22 protein-coding genes are annotated in these 19,037 nt (G+C 68.8%); 6 read left to right on the top strand and 16 right to left on the bottom strand.

Going from position 1 to position 19,037, the window contains the following annotated elements; translation table 11 throughout:
• The first annotated feature begins 44 nt into the window (after positions 1 to 44).
• From nirB to AB0K11_RS14135, 3 genes are read left to right on the top strand one after another with little or no spacing between them, the layout of a single operon-like run.
• Positions 45 to 2,618, top strand: coding sequence for a nitrite reductase large subunit NirB (gene nirB / locus AB0K11_RS14145; protein ID WP_364977431.1), 2,574 nt, complete (start codon positions 45 to 47; stop codon positions 2,616 to 2,618).
• A complete protein-coding gene (gene nirD, locus AB0K11_RS14140) occupies positions 2,615 to 2,989 on the top strand; it encodes a nitrite reductase small subunit NirD (protein WP_364977429.1) in 375 nt (124 codons plus the stop codon). Before nirB ends, nirD begins: the two co-directional genes overlap by 4 nt.
• A gap of 57 nt (positions 2,990 to 3,046) precedes the next feature.
• Entirely contained in the window at positions 3,047 to 3,775 is a 729-nt protein-coding gene (locus AB0K11_RS14135; RefSeq protein ID WP_364977427.1) for an ANTAR domain-containing protein, read from the top strand.
• A 21-nt stretch (positions 3,776 to 3,796) separates the two neighbouring features.
• On the opposite strand, the gene AB0K11_RS14130 is transcribed toward AB0K11_RS14135, so the two are convergent.
• The 9 genes from AB0K11_RS14130 to AB0K11_RS14090 form a co-directional block, all read right to left on the bottom strand.
• Positions 3,797 to 4,492 carry a sirohydrochlorin chelatase gene (locus tag AB0K11_RS14130; protein WP_364977425.1) on the bottom strand — a complete coding sequence of 232 codons (696 nt, stop codon included), beginning with the start codon at positions 4,490 to 4,492 and terminating at the stop codon, positions 3,797 to 3,799.
• The gene (locus AB0K11_RS14125) at positions 4,489 to 5,637 is read right to left on the bottom strand and encodes a uroporphyrinogen-III synthase (protein WP_364977423.1); all 1,149 of its coding nucleotides are present in this window, start codon (positions 5,635 to 5,637) and stop codon (positions 4,489 to 4,491) included. The genes AB0K11_RS14130 and AB0K11_RS14125 overlap by 4 nt, the downstream gene beginning before the upstream one ends.
• A gap of 34 nt (positions 5,638 to 5,671) precedes the next feature.
• Positions 5,672 to 7,072: a nitrate/nitrite transporter gene (locus AB0K11_RS14120; protein ID WP_364977421.1), complete on the bottom strand. Its 1,401-nt coding sequence runs from the start codon at positions 7,070 to 7,072 to the stop codon at positions 5,672 to 5,674.
• A gap of 104 nt (positions 7,073 to 7,176) precedes the next feature.
• Entirely contained in the window at positions 7,177 to 7,716 is a 540-nt protein-coding gene (locus AB0K11_RS14115; protein ID WP_364977419.1) for a GNAT family N-acetyltransferase, read from the bottom strand.
• A gap of 50 nt (positions 7,717 to 7,766) precedes the next feature.
• A complete protein-coding gene (locus AB0K11_RS14110; RefSeq protein ID WP_364977417.1) occupies positions 7,767 to 8,654 on the bottom strand; it encodes a biotin-dependent carboxyltransferase family protein in 888 nt (295 codons plus the stop codon).
• A gap of 11 nt (positions 8,655 to 8,665) precedes the next feature.
• On the bottom strand, positions 8,666 to 9,337 hold the full coding sequence (locus AB0K11_RS14105) for an allophanate hydrolase subunit 1 (RefSeq protein WP_364977415.1): 672 nt from the start codon (positions 9,335 to 9,337) through the stop codon (positions 8,666 to 8,668).
• Positions 9,338 to 9,411: 74 nt separating this feature from the next.
• Positions 9,412 to 10,092, bottom strand: a complete 681-nt coding sequence (locus AB0K11_RS14100) for a queuosine precursor transporter (protein ID WP_364977413.1) — start codon at positions 10,090 to 10,092, stop codon at positions 9,412 to 9,414.
• A gap of 12 nt (positions 10,093 to 10,104) precedes the next feature.
• Positions 10,105 to 11,055 carry an ABC transporter substrate-binding protein gene (locus tag AB0K11_RS14095; RefSeq protein WP_364977411.1) on the bottom strand — a complete coding sequence of 317 codons (951 nt, stop codon included), beginning with the start codon at positions 11,053 to 11,055 and terminating at the stop codon, positions 10,105 to 10,107.
• Between the two features lie 16 nt (positions 11,056 to 11,071).
• Positions 11,072 to 12,196, bottom strand: coding sequence for a putative sulfate exporter family transporter (locus AB0K11_RS14090; RefSeq protein ID WP_364977409.1), 1,125 nt, complete (start codon positions 12,194 to 12,196; stop codon positions 11,072 to 11,074).
• Positions 12,197 to 12,646: 450 nt separating this feature from the next.
• On the opposite strand from AB0K11_RS14090, the gene AB0K11_RS14085 reads away from it, so the two are divergent.
• Entirely contained in the window at positions 12,647 to 13,102 is a 456-nt protein-coding gene (locus AB0K11_RS14085) for an STAS domain-containing protein (RefSeq protein WP_364977407.1), read from the top strand.
• A gap of 10 nt (positions 13,103 to 13,112) precedes the next feature.
• Here AB0K11_RS14085 and AB0K11_RS14080 read toward each other — a convergent pair whose 3' ends face one another.
• The 3 genes from AB0K11_RS14080 to lysE all read right to left on the bottom strand — a co-directional run bounded on the left by AB0K11_RS14080 (position 13,113) and on the right by lysE (position 15,787).
• Positions 13,113 to 13,910 (bottom strand): SDR family oxidoreductase, encoded by a 798-nt coding sequence (locus AB0K11_RS14080; protein WP_364977405.1) that lies wholly within the window; start codon positions 13,908 to 13,910, stop codon positions 13,113 to 13,115.
• A 172-nt stretch (positions 13,911 to 14,082) separates the two neighbouring features.
• Positions 14,083 to 15,015: a LysR family transcriptional regulator gene (locus tag AB0K11_RS14075; RefSeq protein WP_364977403.1), complete on the bottom strand. Its 933-nt coding sequence runs from the start codon at positions 15,013 to 15,015 to the stop codon at positions 14,083 to 14,085.
• Between the two features lie 172 nt (positions 15,016 to 15,187).
• A complete protein-coding gene (lysE, locus tag AB0K11_RS14070) occupies positions 15,188 to 15,787 on the bottom strand; it encodes an L-lysine exporter (RefSeq protein WP_364977401.1) in 600 nt (199 codons plus the stop codon).
• 220 nt (positions 15,788 to 16,007) lie between these two features.
• Here lysE and AB0K11_RS14065 point away from each other — a divergent pair, with 220 nt between their 5' ends.
• Positions 16,008 to 16,313, top strand: coding sequence for a hypothetical protein (locus tag AB0K11_RS14065; protein WP_364977399.1), 306 nt, complete (start codon positions 16,008 to 16,010; stop codon positions 16,311 to 16,313).
• Positions 16,314 to 16,379: 66 nt separating this feature from the next.
• Here AB0K11_RS14065 and AB0K11_RS14060 read toward each other — a convergent pair whose 3' ends face one another.
• Complete coding sequence (locus AB0K11_RS14060; RefSeq protein ID WP_364977397.1) at positions 16,380 to 16,733, bottom strand: VOC family protein; 354 nt, start codon at positions 16,731 to 16,733, stop codon at positions 16,380 to 16,382.
• 90 nt (positions 16,734 to 16,823) lie between these two features.
• Complete coding sequence (locus tag AB0K11_RS14055) at positions 16,824 to 17,303, bottom strand: DUF3237 domain-containing protein (RefSeq protein ID WP_364977395.1); 480 nt, start codon at positions 17,301 to 17,303, stop codon at positions 16,824 to 16,826.
• 128 nt (positions 17,304 to 17,431) lie between these two features.
• On the opposite strand from AB0K11_RS14055, the gene AB0K11_RS14050 reads away from it, so the two are divergent.
• Positions 17,432 to 18,058 carry a helix-turn-helix domain-containing protein gene (locus tag AB0K11_RS14050; RefSeq protein ID WP_364977393.1) on the top strand — a complete coding sequence of 209 codons (627 nt, stop codon included), beginning with the start codon at positions 17,432 to 17,434 and terminating at the stop codon, positions 18,056 to 18,058.
• 28 nt (positions 18,059 to 18,086) lie between these two features.
• Here AB0K11_RS14050 and AB0K11_RS14045 read toward each other — a convergent pair whose 3' ends face one another.
• Together AB0K11_RS14045 and AB0K11_RS14040 are read right to left on the bottom strand one after the other, a co-directional pair.
• Positions 18,087 to 18,362, bottom strand: a complete 276-nt coding sequence (locus AB0K11_RS14045; RefSeq protein WP_364977391.1) for a hypothetical protein — start codon at positions 18,360 to 18,362, stop codon at positions 18,087 to 18,089.
• 147 nt (positions 18,363 to 18,509) lie between these two features.
• A complete protein-coding gene (locus tag AB0K11_RS14040) occupies positions 18,510 to 19,004 on the bottom strand; it encodes a nuclear transport factor 2 family protein (RefSeq protein ID WP_364977389.1) in 495 nt (164 codons plus the stop codon).
• Positions 19,005 to 19,037 lie beyond the last annotated feature (33 nt).

Raw genomic sequence — 19,037 nt, 5'->3', positions numbered from 1 at the left:
CACAGGGCGACATTTCGGCAATATCGGCTCCGTAGCCTCGGGCCATGCCGTCAACGAAGAACGTCGTGGTCGTCGGCCACGGCATGGTCGGACACCGGTTCGTCGAGGCCCTGAGGTCACGCGACGAGGCAGGCACCTGGCAGGTCACCGTGGTGGCCGAGGAGGCCGACGCCGCCTACGACCGGGTCGGGCTGACCGCCTACACCGAACACTGGGACCGCGCGCTGCTGGCGTTGCCCGGCAACGACTACGCCGGCGACGACCGCGTCACGCTCAAGCTCGGCAGCCCGGTTACCGCCATCGACCGGGACGCCCGGACGGTCACCACCGCCGACGGCACCACGATCGGCTACGACGCGCTTGTGCTCGCGACGGGTTCCTACGCGTTCGTGCCGCCGGTGCCCGGCCGCGACCTGCCCGCCTGCCACGTCTACCGCACCCTCGACGACCTCGACGCCATCCGCGCCGACGCCGTGCGGGCCCGCGAGACCGGCCGCACCCCGGTGGGTGTGGTGATCGGCGGCGGTCTGCTGGGCCTGGAGGCCGCCAACGCGCTGCGCGGCTTCGGACTGGACGCCCATGTCATCGAGCGGTCCCCGCGGCTGATGGCGCAGCAGCTCGACGAGGCGGGCGGCGCACTGCTGGGCAGGATGATCAGCGAGCTCGGCATCACGGTGCACACCGATGTCGGCACCGAGTCGATCAGGCCGGCGCAACGCAACCGGCCGCTGAAGCGGTCCGCGGAGGACGACTCGATGCGGGTGGCATTGAGCGACGGGTCGTTCATCGACGCCGCGGTGGTCATCTTCGCCGCGGGTGTGCGCCCCCGCGACGAACTGGCCCGCGACGCCGGGCTGGAACTCGCCGAGCGTGGTGGCGTGCTGACCGACCTGTCCTGCGCCACCCGCGATCCCGCGATCTTCGCGATCGGCGAGGTGGCCGCGATCGAGGGCCGCTGCTACGGGCTCGTCGGCCCCGGCTACACCAGCGCCGAGGTGGTCGCCGACCGGCTGCTCGGCGGTGCGGCCGAGTTCCCCGAGGCCGACCTGTCCACCAAGCTCAAGCTGCTCGGCGTCGACGTGGCGAGCTTCGGCGACGCGATGGGGCGCACCCCGAAGTCCCTCGAGGTCGTCGTCAACGACGCGGTGAATCAGACCTACGCGAAGCTGGTGCTCTCCGACGACGCCAAGACGCTGCTCGGCGGCATCCTGGTCGGCGACGCGTCGGCCTACGGGGTGCTGCGGCCGATGGTCGGCGAAGAGCTGCCCGGCGACCCGATGGCCCTGATCGCACCGGCCGGAAGCGAGGGTGGCGCAAGTCAACTCGGGGTCGGCGCACTGCCGCCCGCCGCGCAGATCTGCTCGTGCAACAACGTCACGAAGGGCGATCTCACCGATGCCATCGCCGGTGGCTGCTGCGACGTCGCCGGCCTGAAGGCGTGCACCAAGGCGGGCACGTCGTGCGGGTCGTGTGTGCCGCTGCTCAAGCAGCTGCTGGAGGCCGAAGGCGTCGAGCAGTCCAAGGCGCTGTGCGAGCACTTCAGCCAGTCGCGCAGCGAGCTGTTCGAGATCGTCTCCGCGACCTCGATCCGCACCTTCACCGGGTTGATCGAACGCTTCGGCACCGGAAGGGGTTGCGACATCTGCAAACCCACGGTTGCCTCAATCCTGGCGTCGACGAGTTCGGACCACATCCTCGACGGCGAGCAGGCGTCGCTGCAGGACTCCAACGACCACTTCCTGGCCAACATCCAGAAGAACGGCAGCTACTCGGTGGTGCCGCGGGTGCCGGGCGGCGACATCACGCCCGAGCACCTGATCCTGATCGGCGAGATCGCCCGCGACTTCGGCCTGTACACGAAGATCACCGGCGGTCAGCGCATCGACATGTTCGGCGCCAGGGTCGATCAGCTGCCCGAGATCTGGCGCCGGCTCGTCGAGGGCGGAATGGAGTCCGGCCAGGCCTACGGCAAGTCGCTGCGCACGGTGAAGAGCTGCGTGGGCAGCGACTGGTGCCGCTACGGCCAGCAGGATTCGGTGCAGATGGCCATAAACCTCGAACTCCGCTACCGCGGCTTGCGGTCCCCGCACAAGATCAAGATGGGCGTGTCGGGCTGTGCCCGGGAATGTGCGGAGGCGCGCGGTAAGGACGTCGGCGTCATCGCCACCGAGACAGGGTGGAACCTGTATGTCGGCGGCAACGGCGGGATGACGCCCAAGCACGCGCAGCTGCTGGCCGGCGACCTCGACGACGACACTCTGGTGCGCTACATCGACCGGTTCCTGATGTTCTACATCCGCACGGCCGACCGGCTGCAGCGCACCGCGCCCTGGGTCGACGCGCTCGACGGCGGGATGGACCACCTGCGTGAGGTGGTCTGCGAGGACTCGCTCGGCCTGGCCGCCGAGTTCGAGGAGGCCGTCACGCGTCACGTCGACGGCTATGCCTGCGAATGGAAGGGCGTCCTCGAGGACCCGGACAAGCTGTCGCGGTTCGTGTCGTTCGTCAATGCGCCCGACGTGCCCGACCCGACTGTCGAGTTCACCGAGAACGGCGGTCGCAAGGTGCCGGTGTCGATCGGAATGCCCACGATCAAGCCCATGCAGGAGACCACATGACGCTCGTCGACGATCGTAGAGAACGTGATCCGAAGCAGGACTCGGGCTGGACGCCCGCCTGCCGGTACGACTACCTGATCCCGAACCGCGGCGTGGGCGTGTTGCTCGCCGACGGCTCCCAGGTCGCTCTCTTCCGGCTGGACGACGGTTCGCTGGCCGCCGTCGGCAACATCGATCCGTTCTCCGGCGCCGCGGTGATGTCGCGGGGCATCGTCGGGGACCGCGCCGGCCGCGCCATCGTGCAGTCGCCGATCAAGAAGCAGGCTTTCGCGTTCGACGACGGCAGCTGCCTGGACGACTCGGCGGTCTCGGTGCCGGTGTACCGCGCCAGGGTCACCGCGGACGGGTTCGTGGAGGTCGCGCCGGCCTGACGGCCGCGAATCCGACAACACATGTTTGCCTGACCGCTGCGCGGGTACGCCCGCCGCATGTCGCCGGGTGGTGAATGCGTCGACGAACCTTCGCTGGAGCGCCGCGACATCGGTAGGCGTATCGATGACGCGATCGCGCTCATGGCGAACACCGGTCAGCGCCGCCCCAGCACCGAGCGATTGGGTGACATCACCATGCTGGCCGTGCGGCTGCTGCCGGGTGTCGACCACGCGGGCATCACCTGTGTCGGGGAAGGCGTCCTCATTCGGTCGATGGCCGCCACCGACGGCCATCCGCTCGTGCTGGACAACATCACCCGCCGCGTCTGCGAGGGCCCGAGTCTCAGTGCGGCCTACGACGGCAGGCCGTACCGCGCCGACGACCTGACCGACGACAGCCGGTGGCCGGCGTTCGCCCGGCAGGCGCTGGTGAGCACGCCGGTACGCGCGGTGGTGGCGGTGCCGGTGTGTCTCGGAGCCGAGGTCCGGGCGGCGCTGAACCTCTACGCGGACAACGCAGGCGCACTCGAGGACGGCGTCGAGGGAACCGCCGAACTGCTCGCGCGGCACATCGGGCTGCTGATGACGGGGCAGTCGCGTCGCGGGTCGGCCCGCAGGGACGTCATCAACCAGGCGAAGCTGCTGTTGATGGAGAAGTTCGGCGCCGACGTCGCGCAGGCGTACTCGCTGCTCGTCGCGATGGCCAAGGAGCAGCACGACTCGATCGAGTCGGTGGCCCGGCTTCTCGTCGCAGGCGGCCCGCAGGACGCCGACAACGTCAACTGACGACCGGTTCCCCGCTCAGGGCTACGCCGGCACCGTCACCCGCGCCCGCCGGAATCGGCTGGCGATCAGGCGCACCAGCCCCGGATGCGTGCCCAGCGGTGCGGTCACGACGTCGGCGCCGCTGTCGCGCAGTCGATCCTGGAAGAGTCCCTCGGACAGCAGGTAGGAGGCCACGACCACCCGCCGCCGGCCACGCCGGCGCAGATCGGCGACCGCGTCGGCCACCCGCGGCTCGCCCGTGGCGGCGAAGGCCAGCTCGACGCGTGATCCGGTCAGCGCCGAGAGCCACGTCGCGGTGGTGTGCAGATCGCGTTGCGCCACCGGATCGGAGGTACCCGCCGCGGCAAGGACCACCGAATCGCCCTGCTGCCAGCCGGATTCGACGAGCCGGTCGGCCAGCACCCGGATCAGCTGCGGATCGGGCCCCAGCGCGTCGGTGACCGTCACGTCGGGGTGACCGCTGGCGTCGACGTGTGCGGGGATGTCGACGCCCACGTGGTATCCCCGCGACAGGAAGGCGGGCACGACCAGGGCAGGCGCATCGGGCAACCCCCGGAGGACCTCGGCCGGCGTGGGCCCGAGCACGTCGACGAACGCGACGTGCACCTGACGCCCCAGCGTCGCGGCGACCTGTGCCGCGATGTCACCGACCAGTGCGACACCGCGCTGCTTGCGGGTGCCGTGCGCCACGAGCACCAGGTTGGCCGCGGGGTTCACCGGGCCGCCGCCAGTCCGTCGTCGACCGCCAGCCGGTATCCACGCTTGACCACGGTCGAGACGATGTGCTTGTCGCCCAACGCTGTTCGCAGTCGCAGCACGGCGGTCTCCACGGCGTGGGTGTCGGTGCCGCCGCCGGGCAGGGCATCGAGCAGGTCGGTGCGCGACACCACATCGCCCGGCCGGTGTGCCAGCGCGCGGATGGTCGCCATGGCGGCAGGCGAGAGCGACTTGACCACCCCGTCGACCATCACGCAGGTACCTCGGATCTCCAGGACATGCCCGGCGACCTTCACGGTGCGCGACTGCAGCAGCGGCAGCTCGTCGGTGATGTGGCGGGCCAGCGCTCCGAGGCGCATCCGTTCCGGCGCGGAGGTGGGCACGCCGAGGCGCACCAGGGGCCGCGCGGTGACGGGCCCGACGCACATCGCGTGCACGTCGGTGCGCAGCGCCGACAGCACCCGGTCGGCGATGCCCAGTTCCGTGGCCCGCATCAGCACCGACGCCACCGCAGGCGCCGAGGTGAAGCTGACCGCGTCGAACTTCTGGTCGGCGATGCCCGTCACCAGCTGGTCGAACTCACCGTCGCGTGGGGCGGGGTGCCAGCGGTACACCATGATCGGCACCACCTCGGCGCCTGCGGCACGCAGTTCGTCGAGAAATTCGGGGAACGGGTCCCAGTCGTTGGTGGCGCCGTGCAGCTGCACGGCGATGCGCATGCCGGCGATGCCACCCTCGACCAGGTAGTGCACCAGTTCGCGGGAGGACTCCGACTCCGGCGACCACTCCTCGGGCAGCCCGGCGGCGCGCAGGGCCCCGGTGGCCTTGGGCCCGCGGGACACGATGCGGGCCTTGCCGAGCGCGGTGATGAGCTCGCCTGCCAGCCCCCAGCCGTCGGCGGCGGCGACCCAGCCCCGGAAGCCGATGCCCGTGGTGGCGATGACGATGTTGGGCGGCAGGTCGATCAGCGCCTCGGTGTGCGAGCGCAGCTCGTCGTCGTCGGGCAGCGGCACCATCGTGATGGCGGCGGCACTGGTCACCGTGGCTCCTCGGCGCCGCAGCAGCGTGGCCAGTTCGTCGGCTCGGCGGGCGGACGTCACCGCTACCCGGAAGCCGGTGAGCGGCGCCCAGTCAGGCTCACTCATGCTCTCTGTCTATTCAGCTCGTGTTTCGGGACGGTTACCCGGCCATTGCCGAGGTATGTCGCTGGTCGCGGTCCGGGGTGATCTCAGCCATGCCGGGACGCCGCACGTAGCGCGCCCAGGTGACGACGGAGGCCACCACGTAGAACACCGCGAAGATCCAGAACGCCGAGGTCGCCGACCCGCTGCTGAGGTAGGACTGCCGCAGCGCGAGGTTGATGCCCACCCCGCCCAGCGCGCCGACCGCGCCGGCGAAGCCGATCAGTGCGCCCGACATCGCCCGTGACCAGTTCACCCGTTCGGCCTCGCTCAGATCGAGCGACCTGCTCCTGGCGTCGAAGATCGACGGGATCATCTTGTAGACCGACCCGTTGCCGAAGCCGGACAGCAGGAACAGTGCGATGAAGCCGACGACGTAGCCCGCCATGGTGGTCGCGGTGGCGGCGCCGACGCTGTGGTCGTCGAGCGTGCTGATCGCGACCAGCAGGCCGGCGGCCAGGATCATGCCGGCGAACACCACGAGGGTGACCCGTCCGCCGCCGATGCGGTCGGCGAGCTTGCCGCCGTAGACCCGCGCCAGCGAGCCGAGCAGCGGCCCGACGAACGCGATCTGTGCGGCGTGCAGCGAGGCCTCGGCAGGCGACTGCCCGCCCGCGGTGAAGTTGATCTGGAGCACCTGGCCGAATGCGAAGGCGAATCCGATGAACGAGCCGAAGGTGCCGATGTAGAGCAGCGAGATCACCCACGTATCCCGTTCGCGCAGAATGTCTTTCATCGCAGTGAAGTCGATCTTGTGTTGCTCGAGGTTGTCCATGTACTTCGCGGCGCCGATACCGGCGACGGCCAGCGCCACCAGGTACACCGCGCACACCCAGTACGGCTGGCGGTTTCCCGCGGCGGCGATGACGAGCAGACCCACCAGCTGGATCACCGGCACGCCGATGTTGCCGCCGCCGGCGTTGAGGCCGAGCGCCCAGCCCTTGAGCCGCTGGGGGTAGAACGCGTTGATGTTGGTCATCGAGGAGGCGAAGTTGCCGCCACCGAAGCCGGCCAGCGCCGCGCACAGCAGGTAGGGCCACAGCGGCAGGCCGGGATTGGCCAGCAGCAGCATCGTGCCGACCGTGGGAATGAGCAGCACGAAGGCGGAGAACACCGTCCAGTTGCGGCCGCCGAACGTCGAGGTGGCCAGCGTGTAGGGGATGCGCAGGCAGGCGCCGACCAGCGTGGCGGTCGCGCCGAGCAGGAACTTGTCGCCCGCCGAGAAGCCGTACACGCTCTCCGGCATGAACAGCACCATCACCGACCAGATCGACCAGATGGAGAAGCCGATGTGCTCGGCGGCGACGGACCAGATCAGGTTGCGGCGGGCGATGTGCTTGTTGCCGGCTTCCCAGGCGACGACGTCCTCGGGATCCCAGTCGGTGATGCGATGCGACATGACGCACACGCTAGGAATGCTGCGTTACCCCAAAGCGCTCGGCGATGACTCGTGCGTGAAATTCCACTCACCCGCCGCAACTCGGTCCTGTGAGGACCGCCCACTCACCAGACGTCGCCGGCGCGCCAGTCGCAGACCAGGTCGGCGGAGCGGTCCAGTTCGACGGACACCGGGAGTACGAACACGTCGTCGTCGGGTGTGCGGACGGTGCCGGTCGGTGTGAGCGCCGAGGTCTGGCCCTGCCACGGGAGCCAGCCGCGCGCGACGTACATCTCGCGGGCCATCTCCGAGGCGCCGAGCGCCCCGACCTGATAGGCGCCCCGGATCACCTGCTCGACGGCATCCATCACGGCACTGCCCAGCCCGCGACCCCGCCACTCCTCGTGTACCGCGACCCCTTCGACGTAGCCGCAGCGCAGCGCGGTGTCGCGGTGGATCAGCCGGCGCTGCACCACTGCGCCGTGCGCCACGATTGCGCCGTGGTGCCAGATGAGGGCGTGCATGCCGCCCAGCGCGTGCTCCCAGTCGTCGTCGTCGAAGTCACCGTCGAAGGCGTCGACCACCATGCGGTGCGCGCGCTCGCGCGTGTCGGCGTCGAGGTCGGCGGTGTGGACCAGGCGTGCGGTGTGGACCACGGTGTGCACACAGACGTTCTACCAGGATGTGCGCCGGCGCACACCCGGGCCGGTTGTCGTCAGCCGGCGCCGAACGGCAGGCGTGGCCGCGTCCAGTGCAGACGCACGGTCTGGCCCGGCCGGATCTGCGCCAGCCTGTCGATGTCGTCGCCGCAGACCACGCCGATGACGGGATAGCCGCCGGTCACGGGGTGGTCGGGACCGAGGATGACCGGGAATCCGTTCGGCGGCACCTGGATCGACCCGCGGGTGGCGCCCTCGCTGGGCAGCTGGCGGTCGGTGTTGCGGTAGTCGAGCGGCATGCCGACGAGCCGGATCCCGACCCGGTCGCTGTGGTTGGTGACCTTCCAGTTGGTGCGCACCAGCACGTCGGGGTTGGTGAACCAGTCGTCACGCGGCCCGGGGACCACCATCAGTTCGACCACGTCGTCGTCGATCGCGGCCACCGGCGCCTGGTCGAGTTTGGGGAAGTCCGCGGTGTGCTCGCCGACCGGCAGCACGTCACCGGGTTGCAGCGGTGTCGGCCCGATCGCCGACATCACGTCGTAGCTGCGTGACCCCAGCACAGGCGCCACGTCGATGCCGCCGCGGACGGCGAGATAACTCCGCAGGCCGGAGTGGGGAACCCCCAGTGAGATCACGTCGCCGTCGTGCGCGTAGCGGATACTGTTGGTGCCGAACGGCTTTCCATTCACCGACGGGTCGGCGTCGGCGCCCGTCACCGCGATGGCGACGTCGCCGCCGCGCACCCGGGCGGTGAGACCGCCGAGGGTGACCTCGACGGTGGCCCGGTCGTTGGGGTTGGCCACCAGGCGGTTGGCCAGCGTGTGGGAGCGGCGGTCGGCCGCGCCGGAGCGGGACACGCCGAGATGCGACATGCCGGGCCGGCCCAGATCCTCTACGAGCGCCAGCGGTCCGGTCCGCAGGATCTCCAGCGATGTGGTCATGGGTGCCTCCCTCAGTCGACGGACCGGAACTGGACCCACTTGCCTGGTGTCAGCAGGGCGGGTTCGTCGCGGGTGATGTCCCAGAGCGCGGCCTGACCGTCGGCGGTGCGGCCGATCAACTGCCAGCCGCCGGGGGACTGGCGCGGGTAGACGCCACTGAACTCGCCGGCCAGGCCGACGGATCCGGCGGGCACCTTGGTCCGCGGCTCGTCGCGGCGCGGCACATGGAGCCGGTCGTCCCCGCCGACGAGGTAGGCGAAGCCGGGCGCGAAGCCGCTGAACCCGACGCGCCACAGCGTGCCGGTGTGAGCCGCCACCACCTGCGCCGGGTCCAGTCCGGTCAGGCGCGCGACCTCCTCGAGATCGGCGCCGTCGTAGACGACCTCGATGACGACGTCGGCCTGCCGGTCCGCACTGGAATCCGCGGCGTCCGACTGGTCCGGCCGGATGGTCGAGAGGCGTTGCCGGGTGGGTGCCTGGTACCGCGGCCCAGCAAGCGTGACCAGCACGGTGCGCGCGCCGGGAACCACGTCGAGGACGCCGGGTAGATCGGCCTGGCGAATTGCCGCGGCCCACGCCAAAACCTCGGCGATATCGTCGAAGTCAAGTAAAATCGCCTGATCCCCGTAGTCGTGCACGGTGCCGAGGGTCATCTGCTGAGGTGACTCTGCTGCCACTGTCATCTGCACAAGCTACCGCCGAGTAGCCTCACGTGGGCGAACTTTGTAGAAGTTGCCAGAAGAGCCTTAACGCTCGCTCAGACGGCTGGCTGGTAGGTCGGCTCGCGGTGCTTGATGGCGGCGATGACACGGTAGGTGACGGGCAGCAGCGCCGCCTCCACCGCGGTCTTGTACAGCCAGCCCAGCGCCGCGTACACGGCGAACGAACTCATGTTCCCGAACCCGATGATCGGCGCCGCGATCGCGCAGAACACCAGGGTGTCGCAGAACTGGCCGACGACGGTCGAGCCGAGCAGCCGGGCCCACAGGTGGCTCTCCTTGGTGCGTTGCTTGATCCAGACGACGAGGTAGGCGTTGACCATCTGGCCGGCCAGGAAGCCGCCGAGGCCCGCGATCGCCAACCCCGTGATGGACGCGACGGTGCTGGCCAGCGCCTCCTGGTTGGCGTAGTCGGGCGCGCCGGGCAGCCGCACGGTGAGCCACAGCACCAACACCGCAAGGGCCTGCATCGCGAAGCCGACGAACACGGCGCGACGTGCCGCGCGGAAGCCGTACACCTCACTGAGGACGTCGCCGATCACGTAGGTGAGCGGGAAGACGAGGAAGCCCCCGTCGGTGAGCAGGGGCCCGAACGCCACACCCTTGGTGGCGGCGACGTTCGAGATCAGCACCAGTCCGGTGAAGACCGCCAGCAGCGTCGGGTAGTAGGCCGAGCCGATGCTGGCGGATCCGCGGTGGTCGAGGTCGGTGCTGGTCACCCGGACAGTGTCTCAGGACAGGGCGGCCGCCAGCCGCGGTGGGAGCTGGTCGGCGACCAGCGGGTAGGACAGCGGCGAGGCGAAGGCGATGGCGCCTGCGAGTTCCCGGCCGGTGAAGACGTGCCGGTTGCGGGTGGTCGCCGTCAGCCGCGCGATCGTGGGGTCGGCCAGCAGTGCGGCCTGCTCCTCGTCGCTCTCGGTCGTCCAGATCAGCACGTCCGCGGCGTCGAGAACAGCGGCCATCTGATCGCGGGCGATCAGCGCGGGCACCCCCGGAACGGTGAATCCGAGCGCGGTGAGGAATTCGGTGCGCCAGCCGGGCACGGTGGCCTGCGCGCTGTCGCGGTACAGCGTGCCGCGCAGCAGGATGGCCTTCTTGCCGCCGAACTCGGGATTGTTCTGCCCTGCGGCCGTGAACTTCTCGTCGACGGCACCGATCTGGCCGGCCATGTCGTCGGCCTTGAAGACCGCCTGACCGATGACGGTGGCCTGCTCCTTCCACGGCTCGAAGAAGGCAGGCCCGGATTGCGCGATGGTCGGCGCGATCTCCGACAGCCGGGTGTAGGTGTCGGCGTCGAGCCCGGCGTTGGTGGCCACGATCAGGTCGGGCTTCAGTGCCGCGATCGCCTCGATCTGCAGGCCGTCGGCGAGGCTGAGCACCACGGGCTGGGCGGCGCCGAGCCGGGGTCGGGCCCACGGCCAGACGGCGAACGGTTCCGCGCCGAACCACTCCGTCACCGCGACGGGCACCACGCCGACGGCGAGCAGGTCGTCCTGTTCGGTGAGGCCCGCGCTGACGACGCGGGTGGGCGGGGCCGGGATGCGGGTTTCACCGAAGGCGTGGGTGACGGTGACGGACCCGTCCTTCGCGACGGTGCCGGGTTTGTCGGATCCGCACGCGGCCACAAGTGCCGCGACCCCGGCTGAGGCCAGGAAGCCGCGCCTCGACCAGGCCGTGCGCACCGGCCGAGCGTAACCGCTAACCGACCGTGAAGTTGCCGAACAAGACCAGCGCCAGACCAAGTGCCACGACGATGTTCACCACGGTCGCCGAGGCGAACAGCACGACCGGCCGCCATCCGGCTTCCCGCAGGCCCTTCAGCGAGAACTCCAGGCCGATCGCGACGAACGCGAAGATGAGGAACCAGGTGCGCAGGTCGTTGACCGTGGTGATGGCGGCCTTGTCGCCGCCCCACTGCAGGTACAGCGTGCCGATCACCGACGCCGCGATGAAGCCGAGCACGAACTTGGGGAACCGCTCCCAGAACTGGCCGATGGTCGGCCGGGCGTCCTCGGCGCTGCGCCGCTCGACCTTGAGCGCGAAGTAGGCGGTCAGTGCGATCGCGACGACGCCGATGAGCGCGTTCTGTGTGGTCTTGACGATGGTCGCGATCTGCAGCGCGTCCTCACCGGCGATCGCGCCTGCGGCCGCCACGGCGGCCGTGGTGTCGATGTTTCCGCCGATCCACGCCCCGGCGACGGCGTCGGACAGCCCGAACTCGCCGGCCAGCCAGGGCAGCAGGAAGATCGAGGGCAGCGCGAAGGCGATGACGAGTGAGGCGGCGTAGGCGAGTTGCTCCCGCTTGGCCTGCACCGCACCCGCGGCCGCGATCGCCGCGCTCACTCCGCAGATGGAGACGGCAGACGCGAGCAGTGCCCGCAGCTTGTCCTCGAGTCCGAGCCGGCCGCCGAGCCACCAGGTGAAGCCGAAGACGATCGAGATCAGCAGCAGTGCCTGGATGATCGCCGGGCCGGCGGCGGTGACGAGCAGCTTGAGGTTGATCGACGCGCCGAGCAGCACCAGCCCGGTCTTGATGAAGAACTCGGTGCGGAAACCGGCCGACAGTGCGTCGCGCAGTGCCAGCCTGCTCAACACCGCGTTGCCCAGCAGGCCGAATGCGATGGCGTACACCGGGAATTCGATCGCCTTGGCGACCCGCTCGAACGGCGTGCCGTCCGCCCACTGGGGCACCTGTGTCTCGAAGAAGCGGGTCAGGGCGCCCAGCGCCAGCACCACGAGCACACCGGCGACGGCGTAGCCGATGCCCCGGTTGTCGCGGCGTTCCTCGCCCGCCTGACCCTCCTCGGTGGCCTGCTCGGTCACGGGATCACGCTGCCCGGGATCGCCCCGACGAGCACGAGCGCGAGCAGTGCCAGGCCGACGATGACGGCGAGCCAGTCCTCATTCATGGGTTGGCAACCTACCGGTGAGCCGGGCCGCCGATACCGGTTGCGATCAGCGCGAATCCAACACCGCGGGGTCGACGGTGCCCGGTGGTAGCCACATCGCGAAGCGGATCGTCGTCGGGTAGGTCATTGAGCGAACGATCGGGCCGGAGCAGAAGGTAGCCCACCGCGTCAATACCTCTGCCTCACAGCCTGACTCGCCGATCCCGCGGGGCGCGGCATCCACGCGTGGGGCTGCCGGCGCAGCCCTGATGAACTAAATTGACGCCAGGGAAGACGCAACCCTCGGTCTGCACCGGGTTGGTTCCCACCTCGCGACCCGCTGTCGTGCCGTGTGAGACATCGACGAGTGGATCAGGAGATCAGGGTGAGTGTCGACAGTGCGATGAGAACGGGTCCGATACTTCGGCAGCGGCAGGCGCACGTGCTCCACTGCGGCGGTGCGCGGCTGGAGTCGCAGGCGTCGAGTTCTGCGGTCGTCGTCAGGCTGGGCGGCTGGGTCGACGCCTCCAATCTCGACCAGGTCACCGCGACTCTGCGCAGGTTCACCTCCATGCGCACTCCGCTGATACTCGATCTGAGCAAGCTCGAGTTCCTCGGCGTCTCGGCATTCCGGGCGTTGTTCGCGGTCGCCGACCAGTACGGCGAAGCGGGTGTGCCGTGCGTGATGGTCGACGGCCCGGCGCTTCGGCCTTATATGAACCTCGGTGCACAGAGCCGGTCGGTGCCGGTCGTGGACTCGGCCGCGGCGGCGCTCACCCGGGCGGCGTGCGAAGCGCCTCGCCGCCAGCGCGTCGTTGCGCGCGACCGCACCCGCTGCTGACCCGCTCGCCTCAGGAGCCCGCCAGCCGCTTGTTCACCAGCCGCGTGAGCCACGCCGGGGAGAATCGGGCGCCCGTGGCGAGCACCTTGGTCTGCGACCCGACGGCGTAGTGCACCTGGTGGATCGCGCGCCGCAGCAGTGGTGGTTCGACGGCCGCCACGATCGAGTCGGCGATGTCCTGGGCGGTGAGCCGGATGCCGAGTGCGCGGGTGGTGCCGGTGGTCACGTCATCGGTCATCGCGGTCTGGACGTAGAGCGGCCACATCGCGATCACCCGGATGCCGTAGCGATTCCACTCCAGGTCGAGCGCCTCGGTCAGACCGCGGACGAAGAACTTGGTGGCGCTGTAGTTCGCCAGTTCGGCCTGCCCGTAGATCGCCGAGGCCGACGCGAGGTTGACGACCGTCGCCCCTGGCGTGAAGCGCAGGTACGGGAACGCCGCGTGCAGGCCGTTGACGACGCCCTTGGCGTTGATGTCGATCTCCTTGAGATGACGCGCGACGTCGATGTCCTCGAAGCGCCCGGCCGCCATCACGCCGGCGTTGTTGATCAGCACGTCGAGCCGGCCGCCCGCCGCGACGACGAATTCGCCGACCCGCTGCGCCATCTCGTCGAGATCGGTGACGTCGAGGTGACCAGTGACGACGGTCCCGCCAAGACCGTCGATCTCGTCGGCCAGCGACTCGAGGCCTGTCTCGTCGACGTCGTAGCCGCCGACGGTGTACCCGCGGGCGGCGAAGGTCAGCGCGGTGGTTCGTCCGATTCCCGCCGCGGCGCCGGTGATGAACACGGCTTTGTTGGTGCGCATACGAAATTGTGGCCCATGACGGGCGTTCGCAAACCTGGCACCCGGCGGCAGACAAGGGCCTGGAGCCCGTCTTCTCGGCGCTAGGGAGTACCGGTCGGAAGGGCTCCAGGTCACCTCCGAGGCTACGCCGCCGACCTGGGGTCAGCGAGGGTTTCTCGCATCCGGCGGGTGGTCACGACGCGGCGCTCAGCCCGGCAGCGGCGGGGGTGGGCAGGGCGGCGGCGGCGATCGACCGCAGAGCGCGCAGGACGGCCGCGACGTTCGGGTCGTACTGCCTGCCGTTGCGGACCACCGAGCTGATGGTGCGCCCGCCCAGATCCAGGTCGCCGACGACGAGCGGTCGCAACGACACGGGTACCGACAGCGCGGGCACCAGCGCCGACGTCGTCTCGGTCGCGGCCAGGTCGCAGATGTTCTGCGCGCCGACGAGGCGGTGTTCCACGTGTGGGGCGAAGCCGGCCGACTCGCATGCGCGCCGCAACGCGACGTCGAGTCCGGAGTCGCGCGGCCCGCTCACCCACGGGCCGTCCGCGAGGGCCGCGAGCCCGCCGGTGCGGATCCCGGCGTGATCCTCGGTCGGTGCCAGCAGCACCAGTGGCTCGAACAGCAGTGCCTCGGTGACGAGCCCGCCGGGAATCTGCTGCCCGACGAAGTCGTAGTGGCAGGTGATGGCGACGTCGATCTCGCCCTGGCGCAGCAGGCGCAGCGCGGCGGCACTGTCCTGCTGCTGCACCTGCACGGCCAACTCGGGTTCCTCCGCACTGATCCGCTGCATCATCGGTGCGGCGAGAGTCGGGACGCCCATGTTGAACGCGGCGACCGCGACGCGGCCGGACACGCGATCACGGCTCGCGGCGACGGCGCTCATCGCCTCGTCCACCGCGGCCACCACCCGCCGGACGTGTTCGGCCAGCACCTGACCGCTGCGGGTCAGGCCCAGCGTGCGGCCGTCGCGCCGGAACAGGGTGGCGCCGGCCTCCTCTTCGAGCACGCGGAGTTGTTGTGACACAGCGGAACTGGAGATGTGACGACGTTCGGCGACGGCGGCCACCGTGCCCAGGTCGGCGAGGTCGTTCAACAGCATCATCCGGCGTAGGTCGAGCATTGGGACCTCGTAGCGGTGAAGGGACGGCTGGGTTTCAGCGAATCTCATGCTGGCACAGGGGTCTTACCCAAGGAGTCCGCGATGTCGCCGTCGGCGTCGCGTCGGAGCTCTGGACTGCGGGGTTGAACGCAACCGCGCAAGAATCAGGGTGGTCGGAACGTCTGACGGTCGGTCAGCCGACGGCAACGGTGACGCCGAGCGCGATCATGACGACGGCGATCAGCCCGTCGAGGATGCGCCACGTCGCGGCCGAGGCGAACAGCCCCGCCAGCCGGCGGGCTCCGAGGCCGAGGCCGACGAACCACACAGCGCTGGCGGTGACGGCGCCGACGCCGAACAGCCAGCGGTCGTCACTGTGCTCGTTGGCCAGCGCGCCGAGCAGGACCACGGTGTCGAGATAGACGTGCGGGTTGAGCCATGTCATTGCGGCGCAGGTGATCAGGACGTCGACGAGTCGCGCCGGACCTTTCTCGGCGGGCGTGAGTCCTGACGGGCGCCAGGCGCGCCAGGCGGCGAGCATTCCGTAGCCGATGAGGAACAGGGCGCCACCGTAGCGGGCGACGTCGACTGCGGCGGGGTGGGCGTTGATCAGTGCGCCGAAGCCCGCGATGCCCGCGGCGATCAGCACGATGTCGGACACTGTGCACAGCGTCACCACGGCCGCGACGTGCTCGCGACGGATGCCCTGGCGCAGCACGAACGCGTTCTGCGCGCCGATGGCGGCGATCAGCGTGAACGATGCGAGGAATCCGACGACGACGGGAGTGGCCATGCGTGTGACGGTAGGCACTCGGGACATTGCAGTACAGCTAAAGATTCTTCGGCTGCATTAGGAGTGCTAAGGGACGCTGCTTGACGTCTCACTGGTGGAACCTGCGGCTGTAGGTTCCAATGCCAATCCTTCAGCGATGACTTGTTCGCAGCGGCGGTAGGTGGGCCAAAGTCGAGTGAGATCCTGCATGCCGAACCCGGCGAGCTGGTAGACAAAGTCGATGGCTCCAGCTCCGTCACGCTTTGAATACGCGGTCTGGTTCCGTAACCTCCGCCGAGCGCATGACGATCAAGACTACGAATGGCCTGCGGTGTTCGCCATTGAGGCCGACACGGCCGAAGCCGCGCAAGCCTGGGGCGACCATCTCGCCCGCTCCTTTGCTGCGCGAAGCGACGAAATTTTCCTCGGCTCGAAGATTAAGCCATTGTCTGATGAAAAGAAGTTGCTCGAGCGGATATGTGACCGCCCGGTGGTACCGCTGGTGGTGTGCGGCGAAGAAGTCGCCGACGACGAGATCGGTTGGTAACCGGTCCGATCGAGCCGAGCGCCGACCAGTCGCGACCGGTGTGGATTCGTGGAGCGCACCCGAATGTCAGGTGTACTCGACGAGGCAGAATTCGTTGCCCTCCGGGTCCTTGAGGACGACGACAATGCCCTCCGGATACTCGTAGCGCTGACCGGTCTCCTCACCGCCTAGAGCAAGTACACGTTGAATGGCCGGGGCCACACTGTCGACGGTGACATCGAGGTGTATGCGGACCTTTCCCTGTTTCGCTTCAGGAACCGGTTGAAAGTTGATCCGTGGCTCGTGGTCGTGCCGAGGTTTCAGTTGCACCCATCCCGGAAGCCCAGGCTCCTGATCTCGATCGAGCAGCGCTCCCCAAAACGCGGCCAACCTTTCCGGGGCGGCGCAGTCAATCGTCAAGCCGCTCAACTGAGTTCTCATCCGGAGATTGGACCGCGCTTCTGTGCCGCGTGGCAATAGATTTGCTGGGCCGAGAGCGCGAATCCTTGCCTCCGGCGACCGGACCGACGGTCAGCGAACTTCGAAGTATTCGTCGTAATAGATGCCCTCGCCCGCCGCGCCATCACCCACGACGACACCGCGGAACACCGCGTGCACCTTGTTGAGCCAGCGGTACTCGTCGCTGCCGGTCTCGAAATGCGCACATCCTCGCAGGACTGTCCCGCCTCCGAAACCCGCCGAGATGTCACAACGACCGTGACTATAGAGATAGATCGCCGCCCCATCCTCGGTTTCCACAGTGCCGCGGGCGTCTACCGTGCCCGTTCCATCCGGACCGATGACGAACCAGTCGGCGTTCGCGCCTCCCTTGGTTCGCGCGCAGATGCCGCGCCCCTCCAGCCTGCCGTCCGGCATTTCGACGACAGCCCGTGTACCGGCCGGCGTGTTGGGCATGATCACGTACGGAGCCAGCCGCCACGCGCCCGTGAAGAGTGGGACCAACGAGATGGCGTTCTCGATTCCTGGCAGTTGTTCTTTCACGCGCAGCATCAGTGGGTCTCCAATCGCGGTTCTAACCTTGCCGTGCCAAGGTAACGGCCATACATTGGGCCGTCAAGGTAAACTTCGCGTCCATGAGGCAGCCGCGAACCCGCCGACGTCCCGCTGAGGCGCAGTCATTGATCCTCGAAGCCGCGGAGGAATTACTGGTCGACGGCGGCCCGCACGCGGTCGAGGTACGCGCTGTCGCCGACCGCGTCGGCATGACCGACGCTGGTGTCGCCCATCACTTCAAGAGCCGCGACGGCCTGCTCGTGGCCCTGCTGCGTCATGGCGGTGGCCGGATCCGCGCCGCAGTCGAGCACGCCACGCAGGACTGGGTCACTCGTGGAGCCCGGGTGTCCGAGCTCGTGGAGTGCATCGCCGATGTCTACGCAGACGGCTACGGGGAGCTGGCGATCGCGCTTCATGCCGCCGGATGGCGCGACGACGGCCTCGGTCTTCTCGACCCAGTCGTCGACGCCCTGCACGCAGCCCGGAAACCATCCCGCGGTCGCCGTCCTCCGCGCAGCGATACCCGTCTTGCCGTCGCCGCGCTGCACCAGGCACTTGCCACCGAAGCCGCCTATGGGGCGGCGTTTCGCCGCAGCGCGGGCATTGTGGAACCGGAGGCAAGCCGGCACGGGCCACAACGGCGATGGTGGGCGCGCACCCTGGCGACCGTCCTCGATATCGACGAGCCGCCCACACGCGTGAAGGCAAGTCGCTCAAAGCAAAGCGGCGATCGCGGCCATCCGCCGAACTGAAAGGCGACGACGTACTGGCTGGTAGCCCTCAGCAGCCCGGTTCGAGACCGGGAGTCCCGTTCGCGTTGAGTGTGATGCGGCATCGGCCCAGGCGCAGTGCGTCAAGGACTTTCGTGACCGAATGACGATTACTGTCGGCAATTCTCGCCGGCTCGGTGATGAAGACGTGTCGCGCTCCGGCGGTCAAGCCGGCGAACTCTGGATCGGTAGCCGCCTGGAAGTGAAGCTCCCAGCCCAGCTTGTCTCCCACGTTGCGCGCCATCGACTCGAGCACGGCGATGTCGTCCCTCGTGAGCCCTGCCATGCGACTCACACTATCGCGTCCGCTGGCAGCGTTCGACCCCGAATGTATTGTCGGACTTGTCTATTTGGCTGACGATGACGAGGTGGCTGGTGTTGAGCTGCTCGTGCCAACCCCTCATACCCCGCGTCGTGCGCGCATATTCTCGGTTCAGAGGGCGGACCTCAGCAGTTGCGGCGGTATGCGGGCCACGATCCTCGATAGCCGCTCGAACCTTGCCGAGGGCAGGCCGAGTGCATCGCACATCTCGTAGCGGTCGAAGAAAAAGTGCTCGCTGGCGATCAACCCGTCTCTGATCGTGAACACGCAGACGAACGGAAGGGTCGCGGTGCGGTGAGTCGCGGGCCAGGGGCCCAGGCGCCCGCGCATGGTCATGCGCAACGTTCCCCAGCATGTGTAGCCGTAGCCACTGAGAGCGCTGTCGTCGAGGGTGACGTGGTAGTCGGGGAAGATGCCGAAGAAGGCGTCGAGCAGGCGGCGGACGTTTCGTTTACCCACCGTGGTGTTGTGCACCGCTTCGGTGTGGAGGAGAAAGCCGTCGGTGCACAGCCGCAATGCCGCCTGGGTGTCTTGGCGACTTTTCGCTTCGGCGTAGCGGCCCACCAAGTCGTGAACCGACTCTGCTGACACGAGATCTTCGTCCATGGACTTCTCCGTTCGGTTGCAGTGCGCGGCACA

The sequence above is a fragment of the Mycobacterium sp. NPDC050551 genome (genome assembly GCF_040674075.1).
In the GTDB taxonomy this organism is placed as follows: domain Bacteria; phylum Actinomycetota; class Actinomycetes; order Mycobacteriales; family Mycobacteriaceae; genus Mycobacterium.
Note: the sequence above shows the minus strand (reverse complement) of the source record. Positions and strands in the feature narration are given on the sequence as shown.